The sequence below is a fragment of the Brevibacterium jeotgali genome, assembly GCF_900169175.1.
In the GTDB taxonomy this organism is placed as follows: Bacteria; Actinomycetota; Actinomycetes; order Actinomycetales; family Brevibacteriaceae; genus Brevibacterium; species Brevibacterium jeotgali.
Genome location: NZ_FXZM01000001.1, coordinates 242,682 through 267,895, shown reverse-complemented (window position 1 = coordinate 267,895; position 25,214 = coordinate 242,682). Strand labels below are relative to the sequence as shown.

The window sequence follows — 25,214 nt, the reverse complement described above, 5'->3', positions numbered from 1 at the left end:
CGCCGGTCTAGGCTTGGCGCGTGAGCGACTTCGAAGGCTACCTGCGCGGGGACCCGCAGGCTAAACGCATTGAGGTCGGACTCCTCATGGCCGGTCTCGCAACTTTCACCCTGCTCTACGCCACACAGGCGATTCTGCCGTATTTCACCCGTGACTACGGCATCTCGCCCGCAGAAGCCGCCTTGTCGGTCTCGATGGCGACGGCGGGACTGGGCGTCGGCCTGATCTTCGCGGTGCCTGTGTCGGAGCGGATCGGCCGCGTGCGCCTCATCCGCTGGTCGCTTATCCTCGCCTCCCTCCTGGCACTGGTGGTCGCATTCCTGCCGTCCTGGCCGCTCTTCCTGGGTGCCCGCTTCCTCATGGGGTTCGTGCTCGCGGGACTGCCCGCGACCGCGGCGGTGTACCTGAAGGAGGAGATCCACCGCACGTACGTCGCGGCGGCGACCGGCATCTACATCTTCGGAACGACGCTGGGAGGCCTGTCCGGCCGGGTGCTGTCCGCACTGACGATCGAGGTCGCGCACCAGTGGGGATACGCCGGCACCGGTGTGCTGAGCGAATCCCACCTGGCGCTGTTCGTCACGGGCCTCCTCGCACTGGGGTGCGCGGTGGGCTGCTGGTTCCTGCTCCCCGAATCGCGCGGCTTCGTCCCGCACTTCGATTCGCCGCGGGAGCTCATGCGGAAGTTCGGCCGTGCCTTCCGCGATCCCGTGCTGCTGGGGCTCTACGCCATCGGCGGCCTGGGGATGGGCACCTTCGTGGGGGCGTTCAACTCGCTGGCGTTCCGCCTCGAAGCGGCGCCGTACCTGCTGTCCGTGGGAGCGATGGGCCTCATCTACTTCGTCTACCCGGTCGCCGGAGTCGGCTCGATCGTCGCGGGGCGGCTCGGCGGTCGGTACAGCCTGCGCGCGGTGCTGCCGTACGGTCCGCTGGTCGCGGTGATCGGGATCCTGCTCATGGGCCTCAGTCATCTGGTCTGGGTCGTGCTCGGTATCGCGATCCTGTCCGTGGGCTTCTTCATGAGCCACTCCCTGGCGTCCACCTGGGTGGCGCAGAGGGCCACCGCATCCGTGGGAGTGCCTGCGCAGGCCGCATCGATGTACATGCTCGTGTACTACGCGGGCTCCTCCCTCAACGGGAACCTCGCGCCGCTCGCGTGGGAGCTGCGGGGATGGAGCGGGGTCACCACGCTGAGCCTCGTGTTCATGGGGACGGCGTTCGTCCTCTCCGTGCTGCTCGCGCGCAGCCGGCCGCTCGTCCGATAGACGACGGGACGGATGTGCGACGATGATCCCACCGGCGCACGACCCAGGGAAGGGCCTTGTCATGAGGATCGAACTGACCAGCATCTTCGTCGACGACCAGAACAGAGCACGGGACTTCTACACGGGGGTGCTCGGGTTCGAGATCCGCCATGATGAACCGATGGGGGACGGCGCTTTCTGGCTCACCGTCGGCTCGCCCGAACGTCCGGACGGCCCGGAGATCCTGCTGGAACCGGCGGGGCACCCTGCGGTCGGACCGTACCGGGAGGCGCTGATCGCAGACGGCATCCCGCTCGCGCAGCTGGCGGTCGATGACGTGCGTGCTGAGGTCGAGCGGCTGCGGTCGCGCGGAGTCGCCATCACCCAGGAGCCCACCGACTTCGGTCCCGGGGTCTTCGCAGTCTTCGACGACACGTGCGGGAACATCATCCAGCTGCTCGAGATGAAGCCCGACGAGCAGGCGTGAATCAGGTCGATGGGGCCGACAGCCGGTCGGGGCTGAACGACCGGAATCACACCGGCCCCCGTGCGCCGCGGGCCGGCGCTGACCGTGAGGGCGGCGTCGGCGCGACCGGACTGCGGCGCGTCCTCAGCCTCCCCGGCGCGGTGATCGTCGGGGTCGGGTCGATGGTGGGGGCGGGAGCCTTCGCGGCTTTCGGCCCCGCAGCCGCTGCGGCGGGCTCGTGGCTGCTGCTGGGACTTGCGATTGCGGCGTTCGTCGCTTTCCTGAATGCGACGTCGACGGCACAGCTCGCGGCTCAGCACCCGGTCTCCGGAGGAGTGTACGCATACGGGACTGCGCAGCTGGGACCGGTGTCGGGCCTCGTCGCGGGATGGGGCTTCGTCCTCGGGAAGACCGCCTCGACGGCCGCGATGGCACTCGTCGCAGCGTCATACCTGCTGCCTGCCTCCCTGTCCGGATCGATGTGGGTCACGCTCGTCGCGCTGCTGCTCCTCGTCCTCGTGACCGGAGTGAACGCGCTCGGCGTGAACCGCACGGTGCAGGTGACCGCAGTGCTCCTCACCGTCGTCCTCGTCGTGCTCGTCCTGGTCATCGGCACGGTCATCGCGCGTGACGACTTCGCTCTCGGTGTGCTGGCATCGCCGGCTGCGGCCGGGCCGCCGATCACCCTCATCGGGGTGCTCCAGTCCGCCGGGATCCTGTTCTTCGCCTTCGCCGGCTACGCCCGGATCGCCACCCTGGGCGAAGAAGTCCGCGATCCGGCTCGGACGATCCCCCGCGCGATCGTCCTGGCACTGGGCAGCACGGTCGTGCTGTACACCGTGCTCGGGCTCGTGCTCCTGGGGAGTCTGGGAGCCCAGGTGCTGGCGGAGACGGATGCCCCGGTGGCGAAGCTGGTCGCCGGAGCGCCGATCGTGTCGCTGCTGGCGCGGATCGCCGCGGTCCTCGCAGCGCTCGGCGCACTCCTGGGTCTGACGGCGGGCCTGTCGCGGACGGCCTTCGCGATGGCGCGCGACCACACGCGGACTTTCGGAGCGCTCGCCCACATCCACGCACGGTCCGGTGTGCCGCTGCGCGCACAGGTGCTCACATCCATCGGCGGTGCACTGCTCATCGTCCTCGGTGATCTGACGGTCGCGATCGCGGTGTCGAGCGTGTTCGTGCTCGTCTACTACTTCATCGCGAACAGGGCGGCGCTGACTCAGACGGGGGCGCACCGCCGCTACCCGCGGTGGATGCAGATCGCCGGCATGGTGCTCTGCGCGCTGCTCGCCTGCGTCATGATCCCCGTCTGGTTCTTCTGAGGAGGGAGGGACGATGCTGGCGCTTCTGCTCCGACTGTTCGGACTCCTGCTGGTGGTCGCGCTGTTCGCAGTCGTGGTCGTCATCGGGATCGTTCTGATCCGTCGCAATCGGGAGCTGGTCCGACACGGGATCCCCGTGCGCTCGACGGTGGTCCGCGTCAGGGCCCAGGCGATCGACTCCTCGTTCGTCTACCTCCCGACGGTGCGCTACGAGCTGCACGGCAGAGTGTGGGAGTCCACGCCGTCCCTGGGGCAGCACGCCCTGAAGACGAAGGGATTCTGGAAGACGAGCTGGGCGGGGGAGCAGTTCATCGGGATGCCGTTGGACGTGCACGTCGATCCGGAGAACCCCGTGGTCTCCACGGTGCCCGGGCAGAGCCGGCTGGGGATCCTGCTCGTCGTCGTCGGATCCGTCTTCGGGGGTCTCATCCTGCTGTTCGGGCTCCTCGGAGTGCTGATCGGTCTCGTGCGCTGACGTGAGTTCGTGCGTGGATACGAGGAGTCTGCGACCCTGGAGGCATGGGGACGCAACCAGCCGGTGACGGCGCGCCCGGCGCGACGAGGACGCTGCGAGACGAGATCGTGGGGCCCCCTCGTCAGACCCGGCGGGCCCAGTTCTGCGTGGTCGGCTTCGGCTCGCTGCTCGTCGCCGGCCTCGTGATCACGGCACTGTCGGACGCCGAGGTGCCGCCTGGGATGTCGCTGGTGATGGTCGGGCTCATGGTCCTGTGCGGATTCGCGGAGCTGCTCGATCCGCGGCAGCGGCGGTTCGTCATCGCCCTGCGTGTCGCGGGTGCCGGAGCGGCCGCGCTCGGGTTCGTGCTGCTGCTCCTCTGACCCGGAGCTGAGAGGCAGCAGCGCACGGTCTCAGTGCTCGTGGCCCGTTCGCTGCAGCGCGTCGAGTGCCTCCTGCTCGGACACGTCGACGGTGAAGTGTCCCATCATGCCGTCGTCCTCGTGGAGCATGAGGTGGCAGTGGTGCATGTACGGCAGCTGCGAATGGTCGTCCGCGTGTGCGGGGAAGGCCACAGCGATGCGCACATCGCGCTGTGGAGGCGTGTAGATCGTGTCCTTCCAGCCTGCCATCTCAGGAGGTGGTGGCTCCCCGCTGATGTCCAGGATCCTGAACTGCGCATTGTGGATGTGGAAGTTGTGCGGTGACGAATCGAGGTTGCTCACCTGCCAGACCTCGGGCTGGTGCGAGGACGACACCAGATCGATGCGGCCCATATCCATCGACCGGCCGTTGATCTGACGGCCGCGCAGCGTCATCTGCCGCTCCCGACCGTCGGAGACCGGTTCCGGGATCTCGACGAGCTGTGCCGGCAGCCCGAGGTCCACGATCGATGAGGGCCCAGAGCCGTTCGCACGACCGGGGCCGTTCAGACCACCCGAGCCGTTCAGACCACCAGAGTCGCTCGAAGCAGCGGAGCCCGCCTCCCCGCTGCCTGCGTGCTCGAGGTGCAGGATCGTGAACTCGTCCTCACCACCCACCGCCTCGTAGTCGGCGACGTTGCCCAGATCCGGCTCGGACGACACGAGTGCCACGCCCTCGTCGGGGACCTCGAGGAGCACCTCGGCGCGTTCGGCCGGTGACAGGCTGATCGATTCGACCTCGACGGGTTCTGGAAGCAGCCCCCCGTCGGAGCCGATGACGGTGAGCGGTGCGCCGGTATCGAGCCGCAGCCCGTACGAGCGCGCCTGAGAACCGTTGAGGAGCCTGAGTCGCAGGACCCGTCGGTCCGTCGTGTGGACTGCGCCGACGACGCCGTTCGTCACGACGGTGCGACCCAGGAGCCCCACTTCCGACGTGAAGTTGTGGCCCAGCAGTTCGCCGTCCTCTGTGATCCGCATGTCCTGGATGACGACGGGGATATCGTCGACTCCGTACTCGTGGGGCAGGGCGGCGAGCACCTCTGCGGAAGGGGAGGGGGCCTCGGCGGCGGAGGGGGCGGAGTCCCCTGAAACGGTCCCCGGCGGGTGCGCGTCCGCATCGTCGAGGATCAGCATGCCGGTGAGGCCGCGGCGCACCTGCTGAGCCGTGGCCTCGTGCGGATGGGGGTGGTACCAGAGCGTGGCGGCCGGCTGGTCGGGGGTGAAGGCGACGGTGCGCGTCTCCCCGGGCCGGATCGGGTCGTGCGGGCCGCCGTCCGCGTGCGCTGGCACCAGCATGCCGTGCCAGTGGACCGTCGTCTCCTCGTCCGTGTCGTTCGTGATGACGGCCTCGACGGGGCGGCCCCGCTGCATGCGGATGGTCGGGCCCAGGTAGTCGCCGTCGTATCCCCACGTGTCAGTCGTGACGCCCGGGATGAACTCCATCGTCCCCCGCCCCGCGGTGAGCGTGAAGCGGCCGTCCGCATCCGGCTCGAGGAGCGGTGGGATGGGGAGGGGGGCGCCCGCGTCGGTGACCGGCACCTCGGTCTCCCGGGAGCAGGAGGCGAGGACCGGTGCGAGTGCGGCGATGCTCAGCAGTACGCCGCCGGCCCGCAGCAGGCCCCGGCGATCCAGGGACAGGCGCTGGTCGTCCGGCGCGGGGACCCGGGCCAGGAGCGTGGGTCGGCGGCCCTGGCTGCGAGGGGGGCGGGATGCGGACATGCACCTGATTGTCCCTGCCTGTGCCGTGGTCCCGCTGGGCGTTGCTGTCGGTGAGACGGCCCCGTCCGCTGGGCAGACGTCGCGGGGCGAAGGGCCGGTGCGCGGACCAAGATGGGTCATTGTGGCGCACCTCACGCGCGCGTAGGCTGGAGGGCCAGGTCGACGGCAGCGAGGGCCGGATCGACGTCAGCGCCGAGGAGGAGCCATGACCGTCCACGCAGCAGCACTCGAAGCAGCCCCCACGATCGACGGTGAGGATTTCTCCCGGGTCGCCTTCACGCAGGACGCGGTCGACCTGCTGGTTCGACTCATCGATCGCAGCGGCCCCGTCATGTTCCACCAGTCCGGCGGCTGCTGCGACGGCTCGTCTCCCATGTGCTATCCGGCTGGGGACTTCCTCACCGGGGATGCGGACGTCCTCCTGGGCGTGTTCGAGGTGCCGCTGGCGGATGGGCAGAACAGCGAGGTCGAGTTCTGGATGTCCGTGGAGCAGTTCGAGTACTGGAAGCACACCCATCTCACGATCGACGTCGTGGACGGGCGCGGATCCGGCTTCAGCCTCGAAGGCCCCGAGGGCAAGCGCTTCCTCACCCGCTCACGGCTGTTCTAGTCGGCTCAGTCCAGCGCGGACAGCTCCTGCCAGTCCTCCCACGAGTACACCCAGTCGGAGATGTCGCTGTGCTCCGTGCTGAGGTCGACTGACGACCCGGTGATCTCCACGGGATCTCCGTAGAGCGCCATGTCGTAGTACTCCTTCGCGCGCTCCGTCGACAGGTTGATGCAGCCGTGGGACACATTGGCGCTGCCCTGGACGCCCACGGACCATGGGGCGGCATGGACGAACTCGCCGTTGTTGTGGATACGGACGGCCCAGCTCACGTCCGTCTCATAGTCCCAGCGCTCCGAGGTCATCGTGTAGAACTCGTGCTTCGCCATGACGACGTGGGTTCCGTTGTAGGACGGGGCCTGAGCGGATCCCAGCGATGTCGGCCAGTCGGCGATCTGCTCGCCGTCCCGCTCGATCGTCATCCGGTGCGACTGGGCGTCTGCGACGACCCGCTGGTCCCGGCCGACGTCGAAGGACAGGTCGACGTCCTCCTTGCCGTACCAGCGCGGCGAGTACTCGACGCCCTCCAGCGGGAGGCTCACGTCGACGCTCACGTCGGCGGGCCAGAACTCCTGCGGTCGGTAGTGGACCCGGCTGATGCCGTCTGCTGTGTCGTAGAGCCAGCCCCACGCGCCCTCGACGTCGACCGGTGCGCCGTCCGCGTCCGTGACGTCGACGCTGAGACGCGCCTCGATCGCTGCCCGGGCCTCTTCCGGGACCGTCGAATTGAACGACACCACGATCGGCGCCCCCACGCCCACGGTCTGGTCGTCCGCGATGAGGGTGTTGGCCGTGAGCTCCTCCTGGGCCGTGGTGTCCGGCGTGGTGACGGTGCCGGTCGCGGTGTGCTCGGCGCCGTCAGGAGCGACGGTGGTCGCCTCCCACGTGTACGTCGCGCCGGTCACGAGTGCCGTGGAGGATTCCCATTCCGTGCCCGAGGTGCCCACCTCCTGCTCCGAGGCCTCATCGTCTCCTGCGGTCGCTGCGGAGTCCTCGACGTCCACGAGACCGTGGGTCGGATCCGTCGTCCCGCCGGCCCTCGCCTGTTCGTCGGTGCCCGCGGCCGCTGCTGCCTCTTCCGAGTCCTCTGATTCGCCGGAGTCCGCTGTCGCGTCTGTGCCGGTCGGGTCCTCTTCCGTGTCGAACGTCCCTCTGTCCGTGGGAACGGAGTCGTGGTCGGCGTCGACGAGTGTGACCTCGGTGAATGCGCCGCCTTCGACGGTGAGCCCGAGCTCGTCCCCGGCATCGATCATCCGGGAGTCGGCAGGTGGTGCGGAGGTTCCGGATTCCGCCTCGTCGTCCGCGATCGCCTCGTTCACGACCGTGACGACGGGCGCGGGATCGCTCTGCGCCGTGCTTCCGTCGGTGACCGGGGCAGTCGGATCCGTCGGACCCGCGGTGCACGCGGAGAGGACGATCGCGGCAAGACCGGCGGTGGCGACAGCAGAGAGGGCACGACGACGCACGGAAAACCTCCGAAATGGGTGGGGACTGAATGGATGGTACGCCGCTTCTCGGGGGTGTCCCTGTGCGCTGCGCGACCGTGCCCGCGGTTCCGGGGCGTTCTCAGGTTGCAGATGTGCAACCCCGGCCGCAGATGTAGTCCTGACCTGCGGCGATGTGGTGATCGGGCAGGGGAGCGTGTTGCAGAATCGTGACCGGCGTGAGGTGATCAGAATGAACGGAACGTGCTCCGGAGTGCTGCCGTGACGTGCGGCTGCGGCGTGCGGCGGAGCGTCCGGCCGGGGTGCGACAGCCCTCGATTTCACCTGAGCGTGCGAGTCCGGTAGGGTCATCTGCGGAGGATTCGCCTAGCGGCCTATGGCGCACGCCTGGAACGCGTGTTGGGTTAACGCCCTCAGGGGTTCGAATCCCCTATCCTCCGCAGTGAGAAGCCCCCGGTTCGCCGGGGGCTTCTCATATTCACTGACTCCACGGGCTGCGGACCGCGAGCGGCCTCGCGTGGGGCTCCCGGCCGAGGGGCCTGCTCGCCGGGGCTCCTGCGCAGTCTTCCCGCTCAGGACCCCGGACGGTTCTCGAGCGGCCCGGTCTCCTCGTACACCGCCCAGGCGTACTCGTCGAAGTCGGCGTCCCTGTCGACCCATTCGTTGATGGTCTCCATGCCTCCGCCGTCCTCGTAGCCCAGCTCTCCGATCGTCGCGGTCCATTCCTCTTCGAGTTCAGTGATCCGCGTGAGCGTCTCGTCGTCGATCGTCCCGTTGTCGATGGCCTCCTGCTGGAGGGTGGGGATGTAGTCGGCCAGCTGCTCCTGCCAGGCGTCGTCGAATTCGTTGATCGTGCCGTCGACGGAATGGAGGTCATCGATGTGCTGTGCGTTGGAGTTGATGTACCCCTGGACATCCGCGGCGAGCGACATCGCAGAACTGTCCGCGATGATCTGCTGGTAGGCGAGCGGCAGGTCCGCGAAGGACGACCCCGCCATGTACGCGGCGGGGAAGCGCGGCCAGCTGGCCTGCGTCGAGTACGTCAGGTGCGGCGCAGCCTCATAGACGCCGCTGATGTCTTTCGCGGACATGGGGGAGAGGTCGCAGTCGATCGTCCCGCGCTGCATCGCCTCGAACGCCTCCGTGAACTCCATGCTCGTGGGCACTGCACCGAAATGGTCGGCAGCTGACTGCTGCGAGGCCGCGCCGATCCGCACCTGCTTGTTCTCGAACTCCTCTGCCGTCGCGATCTCCGAGTTGCAGTTGAGCGAGTAGGCGCCGGACGTGATGAAGGGGACGAGGGGTGTGACGCCCTCGTCTTCGAAGCGCTGGAGGTGGTCCTCGTTGCTCCATCCGATCGCGCTGCCGACCGCATAGGCTGTCATCTCCCCGACCTGCGGCGAGTACTTGACGCTGGCGAGCGCCGTGCCGATGTCGGTCGCCTCCGGGAAGCGCTGGGGCTCGTAGCCGAGCAGGTGGTACGAGATGTCGACGCGACCGTCCTGGAGTGCGTCGACGACCTCCGGGTAGCCGGCGATGCTCATGCTCCAGGCGATGTCGACCGTGATCTTCCCGCCGGACCGCTCTTCGACCTCCTCCTTGAACTCGACCGCCTGTTCGCCGGTCGTGGAGATCTCTGACGGTGAGCCGCTCTGGAACGTGAGCGTGACGGGTTCGAGGTCGGCGAGCGCGGCGTCAACGTCGTCCTGTGAGGCTCCGTACTCGAACCCCGAGTCCTCTCCTGTGGCCTGCCCGGGCCCGTCGCCGCCTGCTCCGCCGGCGCAGCCCGCGAGCAGGGCCAGGGCTGATGCGGCGGCGCCGATTCCTGTGAGTCGTCTCCCGGACAACGGGTGAGTGGATCGCGTCATCTGCGGCTCCTCGGTGAGTGAACTGTGCTGGCGCATCGACGGTCTCGGAGCATCCCTGCTCCGCGCGTCGAGCCGTCTTCGCCGAGTCGCCATTGACACCGACGAAGACTGGTTCCGAGCGTAGTGTGCAAACGCGTGATCCACGTCACGTTCAGGTAACGATTGAACGAGCGATCAACCGTGGTCGAGGGGGGCGCTGGTGCGCGTGGATGCGCGCACGCGGGTGCCTGCAGGCACCCGGGAGAGCGTCCATGTCCTGCCGCGAAGATCAGGTGGACAATGGGGGCATGGACCTGTGGACGGAGTCTTCGGCCGTGGAGCTGGGCTACCTGGCTCTCGCGTTCGTGCTGTGCGCGTTCATCGGGATCGAGCGGCAGGTGCGCCAGAAGGCCGCCGGGTTCCGCACGCACGTGCTCGTCGGCACGGGGTCCGCGGGCTTCACCCTGGTGTCCGGCTTCGGCTTCGCCCATGTGTTGGGTGATGACGTCACGCTCGACCCGTCCCGCATCGCGGCGCAGATCGTCACGGGTATCGGCTTCCTCGGCGCCGGCGTCATCTTCACGCGCCGGGATGCAGTGCGCGGCCTCACGACTGCGGCGACCATCTGGGTCTCCGCGGCCGTCGGCATGGCGGCGGGTGCCGGCATGGTGTCACTCGCGGTCGGGCTCACCGTGGCCCACCTCTTCGCGCTCGTGGCCATGGGGCCGGTCGTCGCGAAGATCCCGACGCGCGATACGAACCGGGTGCTGCGGATCGTCTACGCCGACGGGGAAGGGGTGCTCCGTCGGCTCCTCGCGGTGGCGACGGATGCAGGGTTCTCCGCCTTCATCCTGTCGACCCATCGACTGGATCGGTCGGACCTCGTCCAGCTCGATGTCCGCTTCAAGGGGCGGATTCCCCTGCGGGACCTCGTGCCCCACCTCCACGAGGTGGCCGGTGTGCGCTCCATCCACGTGCAGCGCGACGCGGACGACGACGAAGAGGAGTCGCGGACGTAGGTCCAGCGCGACGTCACGGGGTCGTCCCCGTGAGCGGATGTGCGCGCCGCGTCCTGAGCCGCACCGGCGTGGGGCGGTCGAAGGTCTCCTCCGATAACTCCCTCGTCGCCGGTGCGAACGTGTGGAGCGCGGCGGGGGGCGTCGTTCAGGCGTTCAGGCGAGCGCCTCGCGGATCGCGGCGTTGAAGGCCTCGAGGTCGCCGGGGTTGCGGGACGTGATGAGATTGCCGTCGACGACGACCTCCTCGTCGACCCAGTGGGCACCCGCGTTCTCCAGGTCGACCTTCGTCGAGGCGTACGAGGTGAGGCGGCGGCCCTTCGCGACTCCGGCCTCGGCGAGGATCCAGGGGCCGTGGCAGATCGAGGCAACCGTCTTGTCCGCATCGAAGAAGGCCTTCACGAGCGCGACCGCCTCATCGTTCGTGCGGAGGGAATCGGCATTGAGGGTTCCGCCGGGCAGGATCAGCGCGTCGTAGTCATCGGCGGATGCCTGCGCGACCGGCACGTCGACGGGGAACGTGTCCGCGTGCGTCCAGTCCCCCTCCATCGCCTGCAGCGTGTCCTTCGACGGTGAGACGAGGACGGTGGTGGCTCCTGCCTGCTCCAGTGCGGATCGTGGGTTGGTGAGCTCGACCTGCTCGACGCCGCGGGTGAGGAGGAAGGCGACCTTCGTGCCGGTGAGGGGAGTGGGTGCAGCAGCCATGACAGCTTCCTTTCGTCGCGGGATGACGTCCACTCCCCAGAACGGGTGGAGGGCGGATGCTATTCCTGCGCGGGAGTGGCTGGCGCGGACGTGGTGCTCATGCGTGGGGGAGGGGTTCGTCGCGGCTGCAGTCGGAGGGCTCCAGCTGGAACGTCGTGTGCTCGATGCTCTCCTCGAAGTGATCGCGCACGCACGCGCGGAGGTCCTCGAGGATCGTCTGCGTGTGGCCCGCGGTGAAGCAGTCGGGGTCGACTTCGACGTGGGCCGTGAGCACCGGCAGCCCCGTTCCGATCTTCGACACGTGCAGGTCGTGGATGCCGAGGACGTGCTCGTTCTCCAGCAGGTGGCCCCGCACGTCGTCGAGGTCGAGCCAGGGCGGCACCGACTCCATGAGGATCCGTACGGAGCTGCGGAGGAGAAGGAAGGCGCGAGGGACTATGAGCGCGGCGATGAGGAGCCCGGCGAGGGTGTCGACCTGGGCCCACCCCGTCGTCGCCAGAATGATTGCGCTCGCGATGACCGCGGCGGATCCGAGCGCGTCATTGAGGACCTCGAGGAATGCCGCGCGGAGGTTGAGGTTGGAGTTCCGGCCGCCCAGGAGGATCATGAGCGCCGCGATGTTCCCCGCCAGCCCGATGATGCCGAAGACGAGCAGGCTGCCGGCCGGGACCTCGGGCGGGTCGAACAGCCGCTGGGCGGCGGCGATGGCGGCGTAGGTGCCGACGGCCAGCAGGATCAGCGACTGCAGTGCGGCGGCGAGCACCTCCGCGCGGCGCAGGCCCCACGTGTGCTTCGCGGACGCGGGGCGCAGCATGAGCTGCGCTGCGATGAGCGCCATGAGCAGGCCGCCCGCGTCGGTGAGCATGTGCGCGGTGTCCACGAGCAGCGCGAGCGACCCGGTGAGGACGGCTCCGGTCGCCTGGGCGACGAGGATGGTCGCGGTGATCCCGAAGGCCACGGCCAGGCGCGTGCGACTGCTGTGCGCGGCGCCGTGGTCATGCGGGTGTCCCTGGGTCACGGACATCGGCCTCTTCTGAGTGGGTGAGCGATCGACCCCTACATATTAGCAAACATGCATACGTGGGGCGGTGAGATGCAGCACGCCACGCGCCGGAAGCGCGCCCTCAGTGACCCTTCGTGCCCAGGGGAGTGAGGCTGATGACACCCAGCACGAGTGAGCCCGCGATGAATCCCAGCACCATCGAGCACAGAGTGTTGACCAGCCACGCGAGGAGACCGCCCACGGCCGCGATCCCCGCGACGGGGGTCTCGAGGGAGTGGACGAGGTCGTAGGGCAGGGAGAGGCCCAGGTCGGACATGCCGACGAGCAGGATATGGCCGCCGACCCACAGCATGGCGAAGGTGCCCACGATCGCCAGGCCATCGAGCACGTGGGGCATCGCCGTGACGAGTGCGCGCCCCACGCGCTGTGCAGCAGCACGCGGTCGCTGGGTCATCGCCAGGCCCACATCGTCCATCTTCACGATGATCGCCACCGCGCCGTAGACGAGTGCGGTGATGCCGATCGCCACGACCACGAGGATGATCGCGCGCGTCAGGAGCGTCTCCGCTCCGACCTCATTGAGGGAGATCACCATGATCTCGCAGCTGAGGATGAAATCAGTGGTGATCGCACCGCGCACGACGGTGTCCTCGGCCGCCCTGCCCTTCACCTGAGTCGGCTCCTCGTCCCGCTCCGCGTGCTTCCCCCGGAGCTTCTCCCACACCTTGTGCGCACCCTCATACGACAGATACGCGCCGCCCAGCATCAGCAGCGGGGTGAGGACCTGCGGCAGGAACGTGCTGAGGACCAGCAGGATCGGAACGATGATGAGGAGCTTGTTCCGCAGCGACCCCTTCGTGATCCGCCAGATCATCGGGAGCTCACGCGCCGGCTTCACCCCGGTCACGTACTGCGGGGTGACGGCTGCATCGTCGATGACCACACCGGCGGCCTTCGCTCCCGCTTTCGCGGCTCCTGCGGCGACGTCGTCCACGCTCGCCGCCGCCAGCCGTGCCATCGCGGCGACGTCGTCGAGGAGCGCGACCAGACCGCCGCTCATCGGAGGGATCCTGTGCTCGTGTGCATGGTGACAGCCTAGAACCGACGCGCCCTCTTCGGCGATGAGATCGCCGTCTCCTTCATAAGAGAACGCTCATGATCGTCTAACACGTGTCTCACACCCTCTCCCTAGCGTGGATCAGGCACACACCGGCGGCGGAAGTCACCGCCGGTCGACCGAACCCCAGGAGAATCGATGCGCGACACCACCACCGCGGACGCACTGAGAGTGGTGCTCTACTCTCATGACTCCGTGGGCCTGGGCCACACGCGGCGCAACCTTGCGATCGCCGAGGCGCTGGCCGCCGGCCTGCCCGAGGCGACTGGCCGTCCGGTGTCCGGCCTCATCATCTCCGGCGCAAGCGATGCCGCCCAGTTCCCCCTGCCCGACGGCTGGGACTGGCTCCTGGTCCCCGGCATCACGAAGGAGGCGACGGGGACGGACCACGGGCACCGTGACGTCTCCTCCTACGTGCCCCGCCGGCTCGACGTCGCGCCGCAGCGGGTCCGGGGACTGCGCTCCTCGGTCATCACGGGCGCTCTGCTGACCTTCCGCCCGCACCTGGTCGTCGTCGACCGCCACCCGTTCGGTGCGGACGGCGAACTCGACGGGCCGCTCACCGAGTTCCGGGCGCAGAAGCCCGAGGCGCGCATCGTGCTGGGTCTGCGCGAGGTGCTCGACGACCCGGTGACCGCGATGCGCGAGTGGGAGCACGTGGGCGTCGACCGGGTCGTCGACCTCTACGACGAGCTGTGGGTCTACGGCGACCGCTCCGTGCACGACACGATCGCCACCGGCGAGATCCCGCCCCAGCTCGTGCACATGACCCGCTTCACCGGCCTCCTCGCGGCCGACAGATCGGCGCGCGCGGACGTCGATCTCCCGAAGACCCCCTTCGTCGTCACCATGGTCGGGGGCGGTGGCGACGGCGCAGCACTCGCCGGTGCCGCTGCGGCCGCACCACTGCCCGAGGGTGTCGAGCACCTCCTCGTCACCGGCCCGCAGATGCCGGCCGCTGATCGTATGGCGGTGCATTCGGCCGCCGTCGTCGCGGGCTCCCGCACTCGCGTCGTCACGACCGTGCCGGACGGTCTCGCCTGCATCCGCTCGGCTGACGCCCTCATCGCGATGGGCGGCTACAACACCGTGACCGAGGCGCTGGCCACCGACACGCCCCTGCTCGTCTGTCCGCGGGTGGAGCCTCGCACGGAGCAGCTCATCCGGGCGCGCGGGCTGGGGGCGCAGGGCGCCCTCGACTGGTGCACCCCCTCGCGGCTGGCTCCCGAGTCGATCGGAGAGTGGATCGCCGCCGCAGTGACCGACGACGGAGCCGTACGGGACCGCCAGGTCGCCGCGCGCGGTTCCCTGCGCCTCGACGGACTCGCCCGCGTGGTCGAGCTGGCCGCAGGCCACGCCACGGGGGAGTCCGCGCGCGTGCGGACCCTGCCCCGCCCTGCTTCTGCACATCCCGCACCTACGTCCACGCTCGTACCCACACCCACACCCACACCCGATACCGCGCCCGCGAGCGCCGCGCCGCGCACCGCCCCCGGTGCACGTGCCACGGGTGGAGACCGAAGGGAGGCCGCCCATGTCGGCTGAACGACGCACCTCACCTGAACGACGCGCCTCATCCCGTCGCCGCACCGCCTACGTCGTCAAGGTCTATCCGCGCTTCTCCGAGACGTTCATCGTCACGGAGATCCTCGCCCGCGAAGCCGCAGGGGACTCGCTCGACATCTTCGCGCTCCGCCCCACCACGGACGTGCGATTCCACCCGGAGCTCGCCCGAGTGAAGGCCCCGGTCCACTTCGTTCCGCGCCCGCGGAAGATGTCGGAGGGCTGGGAGACCATCGGTGTGGCTACCGCGCATCTGCCCGGATTCGCACAGCGCTGGGCCGATCTCCTCCCGGAACTCACCGCCTACCCCGCAGACGACGTGCATCAGGCCGTGTGGATCGCGCTCGAGCTGCACCGCCGCGGCATCACGCACCTCCACGGGCACTTCGGTTCGCTCGCGGGTCAGACCGCGGAGCTCGCCGCGCTGCTGGCGGGAGTGACGTTCTCCGTCACGACGCACGCGAAGGATCTCTTCCACGATTCGGTCGACCCGGATCGCCTGCGCCTCCTGCTGAGTCGTGCGCACCACACCGTGACGATCTCCTCCTACAACCTCGACCACCTCGCTCAGCTCGCGCCGGACTCAGCCGACCGCGTCCACCTGGTCTACAACGGACTCGAGCTGGATCGCTTCCCCTATCGAGCTCCCCGCCGCGTCGACCAGACGACACCGCTGCAGATCGTCGGAGTCGGTCGCCTCGTGGAGAAGAAGGGCTTCGCCGACCTCATCTCCGCCGCCCTCCGTCTGCGGGACGGGGGGATCCCGGTCCATGTGCGGATCGCCGGTGACGGCGACCAGCGCGAGGCTCTCACTGACATGATCTCCGAGGCGGAGGCGGATGACGTCGTCACCCTCCTGGGTGCTGTGACGCAGGTCGAGGTCGTCGACCTGCTGCGGGACGCGGACGTCTTCGCGTCGCCGTGCGTCGTCGGTGCCGACGGCAACGCGGACGGGCTGCCGACCGTCCTGCTCGAGGCGATGGCGATCGGTGTCCCCTGTGTCGCCTCGACCGTCACCGGCATCCCCGAAGCGGTGCGCGACGAGGACACGGGGCTGCTCCACGCGCCCGGCGACCTCGACGGACTCGTCCGCGCCCTCACACGGCTCGCGGACCCCGCGTTCGACCGGGCGGGGATGGCCCGCCGGGCGCGATCGCTCATCGAGGCGCGCTTCGATTCGGGGCGTCAGGGACGCACCCTCATGGGTCTTGAGGACGGTGTGTCCACCGATGCGCTGTCGGCCGCTGACACCGCGAGCCTCCGGGCCCGGGCACAGGCGAGTCCGGCAGAGGGCTCGGCAGCCGCCCCGGCCTCGGCGGATGCTGCAGTGGCCGGACCGGTGCCGGATCTGCGGGGCAGGCGGGTCGCGTACGTGTGCGTCGATCCGGGGATCCCGGTGTTCGGCACGAAGGGTGCCACCGTCCACATCCAGGAAGTCGTGCGCGTCCTGCGCGACCGCGGCGCCGACGTCACCGTCTACGCCGCGCGGCGCGGGAAGGTCGAACCCCCCTCCGACCTCGCGGATCTCCGTGTGGTCCACGTGCCGGTGGGATCCGGCGGCACTGCCCAGCGCGAACGCGCTCAGGTCGATGCTGCTCAGGAGATCGCCCACCGCGTGCTGGCAGATGGCACAGACCTCGTCTACGAGCGGTACTCCCTCTTCTCCGACGTGCTCGCACGGGCCGCCGTCGAAGGCGTCCCGGGCGTCCTCGAGGTGAACGCCCCGCTCATCGACGAGCAGCGGGAGCACCGCGAGCTCGTCGACGCGGACGCGGCACTCACAGCGCTGCGCTCCCAGACCTCGGCTGCGACCCGCATCGCCTGCGTGTCCGAGCCCGTCGCGGACTGGGTGCGGACGACGGGAGGGGACGCCGTGAGCGGATCGACGATCGTTGTCGCGCCGAACGGAGTGAACACGCGCCGACTGCTCCCGCGTGAGGAGGACGCCGAGCAGGCGCCGGCACCAGCACGGGTCGTGTTCGTCGGCACCCTCAAGCCGTGGCACGGGACCGATGTGCTGCTGAGCGCACTCGCGGAATCAGCCGGGGACTGGCGACTGCGCATCGTGGGCGACGGGCCGCAGGGTGAGGAGCTGCGCGCACGCGTCGCCCAGCTGCCCGGGCACACCGCCGCCCGGGTCGAGTTCACAGGAGCAGTCGCCCCGGAGCAGGTCCCCGATCTGCTCGCGGACAGTGACGTCGCCGTCGCGCCATACCCGTCGGCGGCCGCGTCGGACTCCTACTTCTCCCCGCTCAAGGTCTACGAGTACCTCGCTGCGGGGCTGCCGGTCGTCGCATCGGCGATCGGACAGATCCCGCAGGTCCTGGACGGCACCGGTGCGGGGATCCTGGTGCCGCCGTCGGATGCGGGTGCGCTCGGCCGCGTCCTCGACTCGTTGGCCGAGGACCGGCATGCGCGTCAGGACATGTCCCGCCGCGCTCGCCGACTGGCCGTCGAGCGCCACGACTGGAACCGCGTCGTCGACGCCGTGCTCACGGGTATGGAGACCGGGGTCCTGGAGTCGCCGATCACTGACCGGGTGCCGGCATGACTGCCGAACCGGCCGTGCCGACCGAACCGACGGTGCCCACCGAACCGACTGTGTCCACCGCTGCGGATGCCGACGCTCGACGGGGGGCGTCTCGCAGTGGGCCGACCGGCCGCGTCGACGGTCACGCGCTGCGCCGCACTCTCGGCATCGTGTCACCGCACGTGCGCGGACACCGCGGTCTCATGGCCGGCGGCGTCGTCGCACTCCTCTTCGAGGTCGTCTTCCGTGTGCTGGAGCCCTGGCCGGTGAAGTTCGTCGTCGATGCGGTCTCCGCCCGGCTCGGTGCAGACCTCGACGGGGCGGCCGAGGCGACCACCGGCCTGCTGCTGGCCTGCGGTGCCGCCGTCGTGGTGATCATCGGGATGCGCGCTCTGGCGAACTACCTCGCGACCGTCGCGTTCGCGCTCGCCGGTTCGCGCATCGCCACACAGCTGCGCGCCCGCGTGTTCAGCCACGTCCAGCGGATGTCGATCGTGCGGCAGCGCCGAGCGCGCCGCGGCGATGTCGTCCAGCGACTCGTCGGAGACGTCGGCAAGCTCCAGGACGTCGCCGTGACCGCAGGACTGCCGCTGTTCGCGAACATCATCACGCTCATCGCGATGGGCATCGTCATGGCGATCCTCGATCCGCTGCTGGCCCTGGTGGTCGTCCTCGCCTGTGCGTCCTACGCGCTGCTGTCCCGCGGCTCGACGGGGAAGATCACACGGGCCGCGCGGAAGACGCGACGGGGTGAGGGGCAGCTGGCGGACATCGCCCAGGAGTCGCTGGGCGCATCCGACGTGGTCCACGCCTACGGACTCGAGGACGAGGTCTCCGGACGCTTCGCAGGATCCAACGCGAAGACCCTCAAGGAGGGTGTGCAGGCGAAGCGCCTGGCAGCCGGGCTGGAGCGCCGCACCGACGTCATCGTCGGCATCGCGACCGCACTCGTGCTCGCCGGAGGAGGCTGGCGCGTGACACAGGGCGCGATGACGCCGGGCGACCTCGTCATCTTCCTCACCTACCTCAAGACCGCGATGAAGCCGCTGCGCGACCTCGCGAAGTACACGGGTCGCATCGCGCGGGCGACGGCATCGGGTGAACGCGTGGCCGACCTGCTCGACGTGCCGATCGAGATCGGCTCTGCCCCGGGGGCTCGGGAGATGGGGCGGACGGAGGGACGTCTGCGGTTCTCCGGCGTGCATGCCGGCTACGGGATCCCCGGCGACGAGCAGGGTTCGGCTCCGCAGGTGCTGCGGGGCCTCGATCTGGACATCCCCGCCGGCCAGTCGGTCGCCGTGGTCGGACCATCCGGGGCGGGCAAGTCGACGCTTGCGATGCTGGCGCTGAGGCTGCTCGACCCCGTCGGCGGTCGCGTCGAGCTCGACGGGACCGATCTGCGCACCCTCACTCTTGAGTCCGTGCGCTCCCACATGGCGTACGTCCCACAGGACACGGTGCTGTTCGCCGGCACGATCCGCGACAACATCCGCTTCGGTCGGCTCGATGCGGATGACGCGGAGATCGTCGCCGCCGCACGCGCGGCATCTGCGGATGACTTCATCACCCGGATGCCTGACGGGTACGACACCCTCGTGGGCGAACGCGGCGGGACACTGTCCGGCGGCCAGCGTCAGCGGATCGCGATCGCACGAGCCGTCCTGCGCGATTCGTCCGTCGTGGTCCTCGACGAGGCGACCACCGGGCTGGACCCGTCCTCCGCCCAAGCGGTGCGCGATGCACTGGACAGCCTCACTCGCGGGCGGACCACTCTGTTCATCACGCACGACGCGGCGACGGCGCTCGACGTGGACAGGGTCGTGTGGATCGAGGAGGGCCGGATCCTCGTGGACGGTGCACCGCTCGACCTGCTCGCCCACGGGGAGGAGCGCTTCACCGCCTGGGTCGAATCCCAGCGCGAGGCGAATGGCGAGCGGGACGCGCGGAGTCCACGAGACGAGCCGGCAGTCCTGGGAACGAGCGCGGAGGAGCAGGTGACCGGTGCCCCGGCAGCGGAGCTCGCGGCCTCGGCGTCCGAACCGACGACGATGCTTCCCCACATCCCGCCCAAGCCCTCGTGGCACCCGGCAGAGCAGCCTCCACCGATGCCCGCGCACCAGCCGGCGCGCCGTGTGCGGACCTCGGCCGACCGCATCCACGTGCGGGGGTGAGGGCTGTGCACGGAGACCAGCGCATCGACGAGCCGCACGCGCTCGCTGACCCGCACGGGATCGGCGCATCGCCCACGACCGGGCCCTCGCGTGCGACGGGGGGCCGCCCTATGACCGCCCTGCTGGAATGGGTGCGCGACGCCGCGGTCGGAGGTGAGGCCGGCCGCGAGCTCGCACAGATCCTCGGGACCGACGTCCGGCTGGAGCACCTGCGGTACAAGCCGGGATACTCGCTCGTCGCCCGAACGGTCCCTGACGCACAGGAGCCACCCCGCTGGCTGGTGCTCTTCGGTCCCGAATCGCGTGACAAGATCTCGAATCTGCGTCGTGCCGCGAAGAGATCCGGCATTCGCCTCGTCGACGCTCCTGTGCCGCGCCATCCGGACTGCACTCTGCTGTCGGGACCGATCGGTGCGGACCTGCGACTGCGACGCCGCCTGCGTGCGGTCCGCCGGCTCGTCCACCGTGACGGGTCGCCTCGAGGACGCGTCCTGGCGTACAACCCGTGGAAGCGGCTCGTGCAGATCGCCGAATCACCGCGCGTCGACGGCGCCGTCGTGGCGGACGGGGAGGTCGTCGTCAAAGTGAGCGCAGCCGAAGACGATGCCGCCGACGACGCAGTGGTGCGAGTCCTCCGGAATCTCGCTGCGCAGGGGGTGCCGGTGCTCGAACCGTGCGCGGCGCCCGCTCCGGGGGTCCAGATCTTCCCCGTCATGCCCGGCGGAGACCTGGCCCGCGCGCTGGGAGCCACGGCCGCGGAGGCGCGTGCGTCTGCTTCTGCCGGTGCCTCTGGTGCGGCCAGTGCGGACGGCGACCGCCTCCTCACTGAGACGGCAGAGGCGCTGGCCGCTCTCCACACGGCAGACCGACGACGAGTGGACCGGGCGCTGGAGAGCACGGGACCGCTGTGCGAGATCGACCCCGCGGCACGCGTGGCAGGTGCTCGCGATGCGATCATCGCATTCGCGCCCGCACTGGTCGCCGCTTTCGACGCAGTGGCGCATTCGGTCCTGCGTTCGTTCGAGGACGCCCCGCCGGTCGTCCTCCACGGAGACTTCTCCACCGACCAGGTCCTGCTGGGCGATCGGGTGCTGCTGAACGACTTCGACCGCGTGAGCGCGGGAGCCCCCGGTTTCGACCTGGGGTCGTTCGCGGCCGTCGAGCTGCTCGCCGATCGCGCCGCGACGATCGACCCGTTCCTCGACGCGTACGCGTCCGCCGGGGGCCGCACACCGATCGATGTCCCTGTGTGGACCGCTCTCCACGTGCTGCTGCGCTGCAGCGAACCGGTGCGCGATCTCGTCCCCGACCCCGTCGACGAGGTCGAGCGGAGGATCTGGCTCGCGGATGCGCTCGTGGGCTCGACGGACTCCGTGGGCGCGGGCTCGCGATCGGCGGTGGACACGACCACCCGACGGGCTTCCCGACCGCTGCTGTCGCACTCGGTGGAGACCGCTGACGGGAACGTCGCGGTGGGCCGTGCCTGGCCGAGCGCTGACGGAACCCAGCTGTTCGAAGGCCGTGACGAGGCGGGCAGACTGCGCGCCGGGATCTTCGACGAGGACGGCGACATCCGCCTGCTCCCGCCTGCGACGGACGAGCGCCTGCCCGGACTGCGGCCCGGCGGCGAGCTGCTTGTCCACCGCGCCGGCCGGCGGGCGGTCGTGCGGCAGGCCGTGGATGATGCTCCCGGTGGAGTCGTCTACGTGAAGCACCTGCGGCCGAAGAAGGTCGCCCGCGTCGCGGAGGCGGCGGAGACCGCCGGCCGGCTGGCCCGTGGGGCAGGCTTCTGGGCGCCCGAGGTGCTGACCACCGACCAGCACTCCCTCACCCTCTCCTCCGCAGCGGGAACGCCCGTGGCGGACCTGGCCGCGCGTGCGGACCTCACCGCGTGGCAGGAGATGTGGGAGAGCTGGGTGGAGAACTGGCCCGGACTCGTGCGCTCGACCGGCGGGGTCGCAGACGTCCATGACGCAGATGCCGAGGCCGAGGTCGTGGCGACCTGGGCGGGCCATCTCACCGACTACGACCCGTTGGGCTGGTGCGACAGTCCTGCGGGCCGGGCGATGCGCAGGCAGTACGTCGCCGCCGCGGACGATGTCGCGTTCGCACTGCGGAAGCGGGCCGGGGGCCTCGGCATCAGCCACCGGGACCTGCACGACGGACAGATGCTGTTCGATCGGGGAACCGGCGCACTGTCACTGCTCGACTTCGACACGCTCGCGTACGCAGAGCCGGAACTGGACCTCGGCAATCTCATCGCCCACATGCGCCTGCGCCACCACCAGGGACTGATGAGTCAGCAGGCCCGGGACATCGCGCTCGCCGCCGTCGATCGGGCGGCGGAGCACCTGGAGGCCGATGAGGCGCGACTGGAGGCGTACACGCGCGCCTCAGCACTGCGCCTGGTGGGCGTCTATGCGTTCCGACCGCGCTGGCGTCCGATCGCGCAGTCATGGTGCGCAGAGGTCTGCGGCGAGCGCGGACAGGTCAGCGCTGGGCGCGGGCCACGAAGTCGACCGTGACGTCGAGGACCTTCTTGCCGTGCTGATTCACCAGTGACCCTGATGAGACGCCGACGGCGCGGCCCTCCTGCGGCGGACTCATCTCCTCCACCCGCATCGAGCCGGTGAGGGTGTCCCCCGGCCGGACCGGTCGCAGGAACCGCACGGAGCGCAGCTGCTTGCCCGCGACGATGTCGAAGCCGCTCAGCACCGTCTCGACACTGAGCCGCTGGAAGACCGCGAGGGTGTGGATGCCGCTGGCGATGAGACCGCCGAAATCCGACTGCTCCGCCGCAGCCGCGTCCACGTGGAAGTACTGGGGGTCCCAGTCGCGGCCGAAGGCGAGCACTTCTGCCTCCGTCACCGTGTGCGATCCGAGCGCTCGCTCGACACCGACGGGGATCTGCTCCGCGGGCAGACGGGTGGACGTGTGCGGAGTGGCTTCAGTCATCATCGACTCCTCGTTGGAGAGTGAAGGACTTCCCACGCACCCGCCAGAGCTCACTTACCCTTGCTGCCTTTCGGCCCTGGGGGAGTTCGCAAGATGACGCCGCGTGGGAAGCCGGGAGTCAGTCTAGTCCAGTGCTCGCCGAACGGCGAACCGGCCCCTGCCGGACGAGGGGACCGGGGATGCTTGAATGTCACCATGACTTCCCTCGACATGGTCTCCCAGGACGCGGCGACCGGCTCCTACGTCCTCACACTCCACTGCGATGACCGGCCCGGCATCGTCGCAGGGGTGAGCCGTGTCCTGAGTGAGCACGGATGCAACGTGACGGAGTCGAAGACGTTCGAGGACGCCGTCCACGGCACGTTCTTCGCGCGCTTCGCCTTCACGGTGCCTGCACGGGCGGACGCGGAATCCGCTCTGCGCACAGACCTGGACGTCGTCGCGGAGGAGTTCGCGATGACGCTTCTCCTGAGGCCCCTGGCGCGCCGCATGCCGGTCGTGCTCATGGTGTCGAAGTGGGTGCACTGCCTGCGTGACCTCCTCTACCGCGCGCAGTCCGGTCATCTCCCCGTGGAGATCGCGGCCGTGGTCTCGAATCACGAGGACCACCGGTCTCTCGTGGAGTGGCACGGTGTTCCGTTCCACCACGTGCCGGTCACCCCCGGCACCAAGCCGGAAGCGGAGTCGCGCCTCCTGGAGATCGTCGACCAGACGAGTGCGGAGCTCGTCGTGCTCGCCCGCTACATGCAGGTGCTGTCAGAGGGACTCACGGAGGAGCTGAGCGGTCGATGCATCAACATCCACCACTCCTTCCTGCCGAGCTTCAAGGGCGCCAAGCCCTATCACCAGGCGTTCGAGCGCGGCGTCAAGATGGTCGGAGCGACCGCCCACTACGTCACCAGCGATCTGGACGAGGGGCCGATCATCACGCAGCGGGTCGCATCCGTCGATCATTCCTACAGTCCTGCGGACCTGCAGCGGCACGGGCAGGACGCAGAGGTCGCGGCCCTGACCGACGCAGTGCGGATGCATGCCGAGCACCGGGTCATCATGCAGGAAGGGCGCACTGTCGTCCTGCGGTGAGCCGAGGCCCATCAGCGGGGTTCATCGATGAGAGTGCCGAGGCGCCGTCATTCCAGTGCTGAGGCCATGACCGTCGCGGTCATCTCCTGCACCTGCTCGAGGTGGGAGTCCTCGACCGCGCCCGTCCAGACGACCGGGTCGTGGGACAGCTTCCACCCGATCCCGGTGGTGAGCGCCTCCATCGCCTTCTCTGCGCCGGTGGTGTCGTAGCCGCCGTGGATCCAGTACGAGAACGGTCTGCCCGCCGTCTGCTCGCGGACATGGTCGTACACCGTGTCGAAGAAGTGCTTGAGGGCGCCGGAGATGTAGCCGAAGTTCGCGGTGGTGCCCAGGACGTAGGCATCGGCCTGCAGTACCTGGTCGATGTTCGGCTCCAGTGCGGCGACCTCGATCAGTTCGAGCTCGCCCAGCTCCGCGAGGTCGGGGAGCTTCGCTGCGCTCAATGCGGACGCGGCGATCTTCTGCGTCGACTCCGTCGGCGAGTGATGGATGAGCAGGATGCGAACCATGTCTCCACGGTACCGTCTACTGTTGAAACATGGGAGACGCAGATCACACAGAGGGCGCGGTGCGCGAAGACGTGCGCATCGGCAGCCCGTACGACAACGAGTCCGTCGCCGAACGACTGGGCGGTGAAGCCTTCACGACAGAGCTCGACGGGCTCGTCTTCGACGGCTTCCGCGTGCTCGCGACAGAGGATTCGGAGGCGGCCCCGGGCGGATCCCCGGCCCGGACCTCGGCCGCGGGCCCGGCCTCGGCGGAGCGCCCCGTCGCAGTGCTCGTCCACGGCTGGCCGCAGTTCGCGGCATGCTGGGAGGACACCGCGCGGCAGCTGGCCGCGAACGGCATCGATGTCATCGCCTACGACCAGCGCGGCTATTCGCCGGGCGCGCGGCCGACCGATGTCGCCGACTACGCACTCGACCGACTCCTCGACGATCTCGACGGGCTCCGCCGCGCCTGGGGCCTCGACCGCTTCCACCTGGTGGGCCATGACTGGGGCGGAGTGCTGGGCTGGTCGTACGCCGCACAGCATCCCGAAGCGCTCGCCACGTTCACCTCCGTGTCGACGGCGCATCCGGTCGCGCACGCGACCCGCATCGCGGAGGACCCGGAGCAGCACGAGCGGATGCACTACATGCGGCGGATCCGCACGGATCCCGCGGGTGTGGAGGAGCGGATGCTCGCTGACGGCGGGGCGAAGCTCGCCGCGCTCTACGACGGCACCTTCGCCGAGGACCGGGTCCAGTCGTACATCGACCGGTTCTCCCAGCCCGGAGTCCTGAAAGCCGCACTCGCGTACTACCTGGCGTATGGGGGAGCGCGATCGGAGGACGGACCGGTCACCATCCCCACCCTCTACGTGTGGGGCAGTGAGGACCTGGCATTCACGCGCGGCGCGGCGGAGCTCACCGGCCGGTACGTCGAAGGCGACTACCGCTTCGTCGAGATCCCCGGTGCTTCCCACTGGCTGCCGGAGCAGGAGCCGGAGGTGGTGGCAGGGTCCGTGATCGACTGGATCCGCGAGCACCCGTGAGAGGGTTC

General features: G+C 69.4%; 21 protein-coding genes, 1 tRNA gene and 1 other RNA gene. 14 read left to right on the top strand and 9 right to left on the bottom strand.

What is annotated here, in order from left to right; translation table 11 throughout:
• Window positions 1-20 precede the first annotated feature (20 nt).
• From BJEO58_RS01275 to BJEO58_RS01255, 5 genes are all read left to right on the top strand, one after another.
• Window positions 21-1,265: an MFS transporter gene (locus tag BJEO58_RS01275; protein WP_101587018.1), complete on the top strand. Its 1,245-nt coding sequence runs from the start codon at window positions 21-23 to the stop codon at window positions 1,263-1,265.
• 61 nt (window positions 1,266-1,326) lie between these two features.
• Entirely contained in the window at window positions 1,327-1,731 is a 405-nt protein-coding gene (locus BJEO58_RS01270; RefSeq protein WP_101587016.1) for a VOC family protein, read from the top strand.
• Entirely contained in the window at window positions 1,728-3,032 is a 1,305-nt protein-coding gene (locus BJEO58_RS01265) for an APC family permease (protein ID WP_101587014.1), read from the top strand. Before BJEO58_RS01270 ends, BJEO58_RS01265 begins: the two co-directional genes overlap by 4 nt.
• 13 nt (window positions 3,033-3,045) lie before the next feature.
• Window positions 3,046-3,507 (top strand): DUF3592 domain-containing protein, encoded by a 462-nt coding sequence (locus tag BJEO58_RS01260; protein WP_101587012.1) that lies wholly within the window; start codon window positions 3,046-3,048, stop codon window positions 3,505-3,507.
• A 44-nt stretch (window positions 3,508-3,551) separates the two neighbouring features.
• Window positions 3,552-3,869, top strand: a complete 318-nt coding sequence (locus tag BJEO58_RS01255; RefSeq protein WP_101587010.1) for a DUF8011 family protein — start codon at window positions 3,552-3,554, stop codon at window positions 3,867-3,869.
• Between the two features lie 30 nt (window positions 3,870-3,899).
• On the opposite strand, the gene BJEO58_RS01250 is transcribed toward BJEO58_RS01255, so the two are convergent.
• Complete coding sequence (locus BJEO58_RS01250) at window positions 3,900-5,627, bottom strand: multicopper oxidase family protein (protein ID WP_101587008.1); 1,728 nt, start codon at window positions 5,625-5,627, stop codon at window positions 3,900-3,902.
• 205 nt (window positions 5,628-5,832) lie between these two features.
• Here BJEO58_RS01250 and BJEO58_RS01245 point away from each other — a divergent pair, with 205 nt between their 5' ends.
• Entirely contained in the window at window positions 5,833-6,237 is a 405-nt protein-coding gene (locus BJEO58_RS01245) for a DUF779 domain-containing protein (RefSeq protein WP_101587007.1), read from the top strand.
• A 5-nt stretch (window positions 6,238-6,242) separates the two neighbouring features.
• Here BJEO58_RS01245 and BJEO58_RS01240 read toward each other — a convergent pair whose 3' ends face one another.
• Window positions 6,243-7,700 carry an Ig-like domain-containing protein gene (locus tag BJEO58_RS01240; protein WP_246075930.1) on the bottom strand — a complete coding sequence of 486 codons (1,458 nt, stop codon included), beginning with the start codon at window positions 7,698-7,700 and terminating at the stop codon, window positions 6,243-6,245.
• A gap of 334 nt (window positions 7,701-8,034) precedes the next feature.
• Here BJEO58_RS01240 and BJEO58_RS01235 point away from each other — a divergent pair.
• Window positions 8,035-8,119, top strand: a tRNA-Ser gene (locus tag BJEO58_RS01235).
• Window positions 8,120-8,251: 132 nt separating this feature from the next.
• Here the strand turns inward: BJEO58_RS01235 and BJEO58_RS01230 are convergent.
• Window positions 8,252-9,547: a type 2 periplasmic-binding domain-containing protein gene (locus tag BJEO58_RS01230; RefSeq protein ID WP_101587003.1), complete on the bottom strand. Its 1,296-nt coding sequence runs from the start codon at window positions 9,545-9,547 to the stop codon at window positions 8,252-8,254.
• A gap of 287 nt (window positions 9,548-9,834) precedes the next feature.
• On the opposite strand from BJEO58_RS01230, the gene BJEO58_RS01225 reads away from it, so the two are divergent.
• Window positions 9,835-10,545: an MgtC/SapB family protein gene (locus BJEO58_RS01225; RefSeq protein ID WP_101587235.1), complete on the top strand. Its 711-nt coding sequence runs from the start codon at window positions 9,835-9,837 to the stop codon at window positions 10,543-10,545.
• A gap of 153 nt (window positions 10,546-10,698) precedes the next feature.
• Here the strand turns inward: BJEO58_RS01225 and BJEO58_RS01220 are convergent, their stop codons facing one another.
• The 3 genes from BJEO58_RS01220 to BJEO58_RS01210 all read right to left on the bottom strand — a co-directional run bounded on the left by BJEO58_RS01220 (window position 10,699) and on the right by BJEO58_RS01210 (window position 13,310).
• Entirely contained in the window at window positions 10,699-11,247 is a 549-nt protein-coding gene (locus BJEO58_RS01220) for a type 1 glutamine amidotransferase domain-containing protein (protein ID WP_101587001.1), read from the bottom strand.
• A gap of 97 nt (window positions 11,248-11,344) precedes the next feature.
• Complete coding sequence (locus BJEO58_RS01215) at window positions 11,345-12,271, bottom strand: cation diffusion facilitator family transporter (protein WP_101586999.1); 927 nt, start codon at window positions 12,269-12,271, stop codon at window positions 11,345-11,347.
• Window positions 12,272-12,371: 100 nt separating this feature from the next.
• Complete coding sequence (locus BJEO58_RS01210) at window positions 12,372-13,310, bottom strand: DUF808 domain-containing protein (protein WP_101586997.1); 939 nt, start codon at window positions 13,308-13,310, stop codon at window positions 12,372-12,374.
• A 195-nt stretch (window positions 13,311-13,505) separates the two neighbouring features.
• On the opposite strand from BJEO58_RS01210, the gene BJEO58_RS01205 reads away from it, so the two are divergent.
• The 4 genes from BJEO58_RS01205 to BJEO58_RS01190 are packed head-to-tail and all read left to right on the top strand — an operon-like array spanning window position 13,506 to window position 22,156.
• Window positions 13,506-14,912: a glycosyltransferase family protein gene (locus BJEO58_RS01205; RefSeq protein ID WP_180951779.1), complete on the top strand. Its 1,407-nt coding sequence runs from the start codon at window positions 13,506-13,508 to the stop codon at window positions 14,910-14,912.
• Window positions 14,902-17,481: a glycosyltransferase gene (locus tag BJEO58_RS01200; RefSeq protein ID WP_101586995.1), complete on the top strand. Its 2,580-nt coding sequence runs from the start codon at window positions 14,902-14,904 to the stop codon at window positions 17,479-17,481. The genes BJEO58_RS01205 and BJEO58_RS01200 overlap by 11 nt, the downstream gene beginning before the upstream one ends.
• Window positions 17,478-19,631, top strand: coding sequence for an ABC transporter ATP-binding protein (locus BJEO58_RS01195; protein WP_101586992.1), 2,154 nt, complete (start codon window positions 17,478-17,480; stop codon window positions 19,629-19,631). The genes BJEO58_RS01200 and BJEO58_RS01195 overlap by 4 nt, the downstream gene beginning before the upstream one ends.
• Window positions 19,632-19,636: 5 nt before the next feature.
• Window positions 19,637-22,156, top strand: a complete 2,520-nt coding sequence (locus BJEO58_RS01190) for a phosphotransferase (protein WP_101586990.1) — start codon at window positions 19,637-19,639, stop codon at window positions 22,154-22,156.
• Here the strand turns inward: BJEO58_RS01190 and BJEO58_RS01185 are convergent.
• Both BJEO58_RS01185 and ffs read right to left on the bottom strand, forming a co-directional pair.
• Entirely contained in the window at window positions 22,122-22,586 is a 465-nt protein-coding gene (locus tag BJEO58_RS01185) for a MaoC/PaaZ C-terminal domain-containing protein (protein ID WP_246075931.1), read from the bottom strand. The two genes, BJEO58_RS01190 and BJEO58_RS01185, sit on opposite strands and share 35 nt — an antisense overlap.
• A gap of 20 nt (window positions 22,587-22,606) precedes the next feature.
• Window positions 22,607-22,702, bottom strand: an RNA gene (ffs, locus tag BJEO58_RS01180) — signal recognition particle sRNA small type.
• Window positions 22,703-22,781: 79 nt separating this feature from the next.
• Between ffs and purU the strand changes: the two genes are divergently transcribed.
• Window positions 22,782-23,669, top strand: coding sequence for a formyltetrahydrofolate deformylase (gene purU / locus BJEO58_RS01175; RefSeq protein ID WP_101586986.1), 888 nt, complete (start codon window positions 22,782-22,784; stop codon window positions 23,667-23,669).
• A gap of 47 nt (window positions 23,670-23,716) precedes the next feature.
• Here the strand turns inward: purU and BJEO58_RS01170 are convergent, their stop codons facing one another.
• Entirely contained in the window at window positions 23,717-24,178 is a 462-nt protein-coding gene (locus BJEO58_RS01170) for a flavodoxin family protein (protein WP_101586984.1), read from the bottom strand.
• A gap of 29 nt (window positions 24,179-24,207) precedes the next feature.
• On the opposite strand from BJEO58_RS01170, the gene BJEO58_RS01165 reads away from it, so the two are divergent.
• Window positions 24,208-25,206 carry an alpha/beta fold hydrolase gene (locus tag BJEO58_RS01165; protein WP_101586982.1) on the top strand — a complete coding sequence of 333 codons (999 nt, stop codon included), beginning with the start codon at window positions 24,208-24,210 and terminating at the stop codon, window positions 25,204-25,206.
• Window positions 25,207-25,214: the final 8 nt, after the last annotated feature.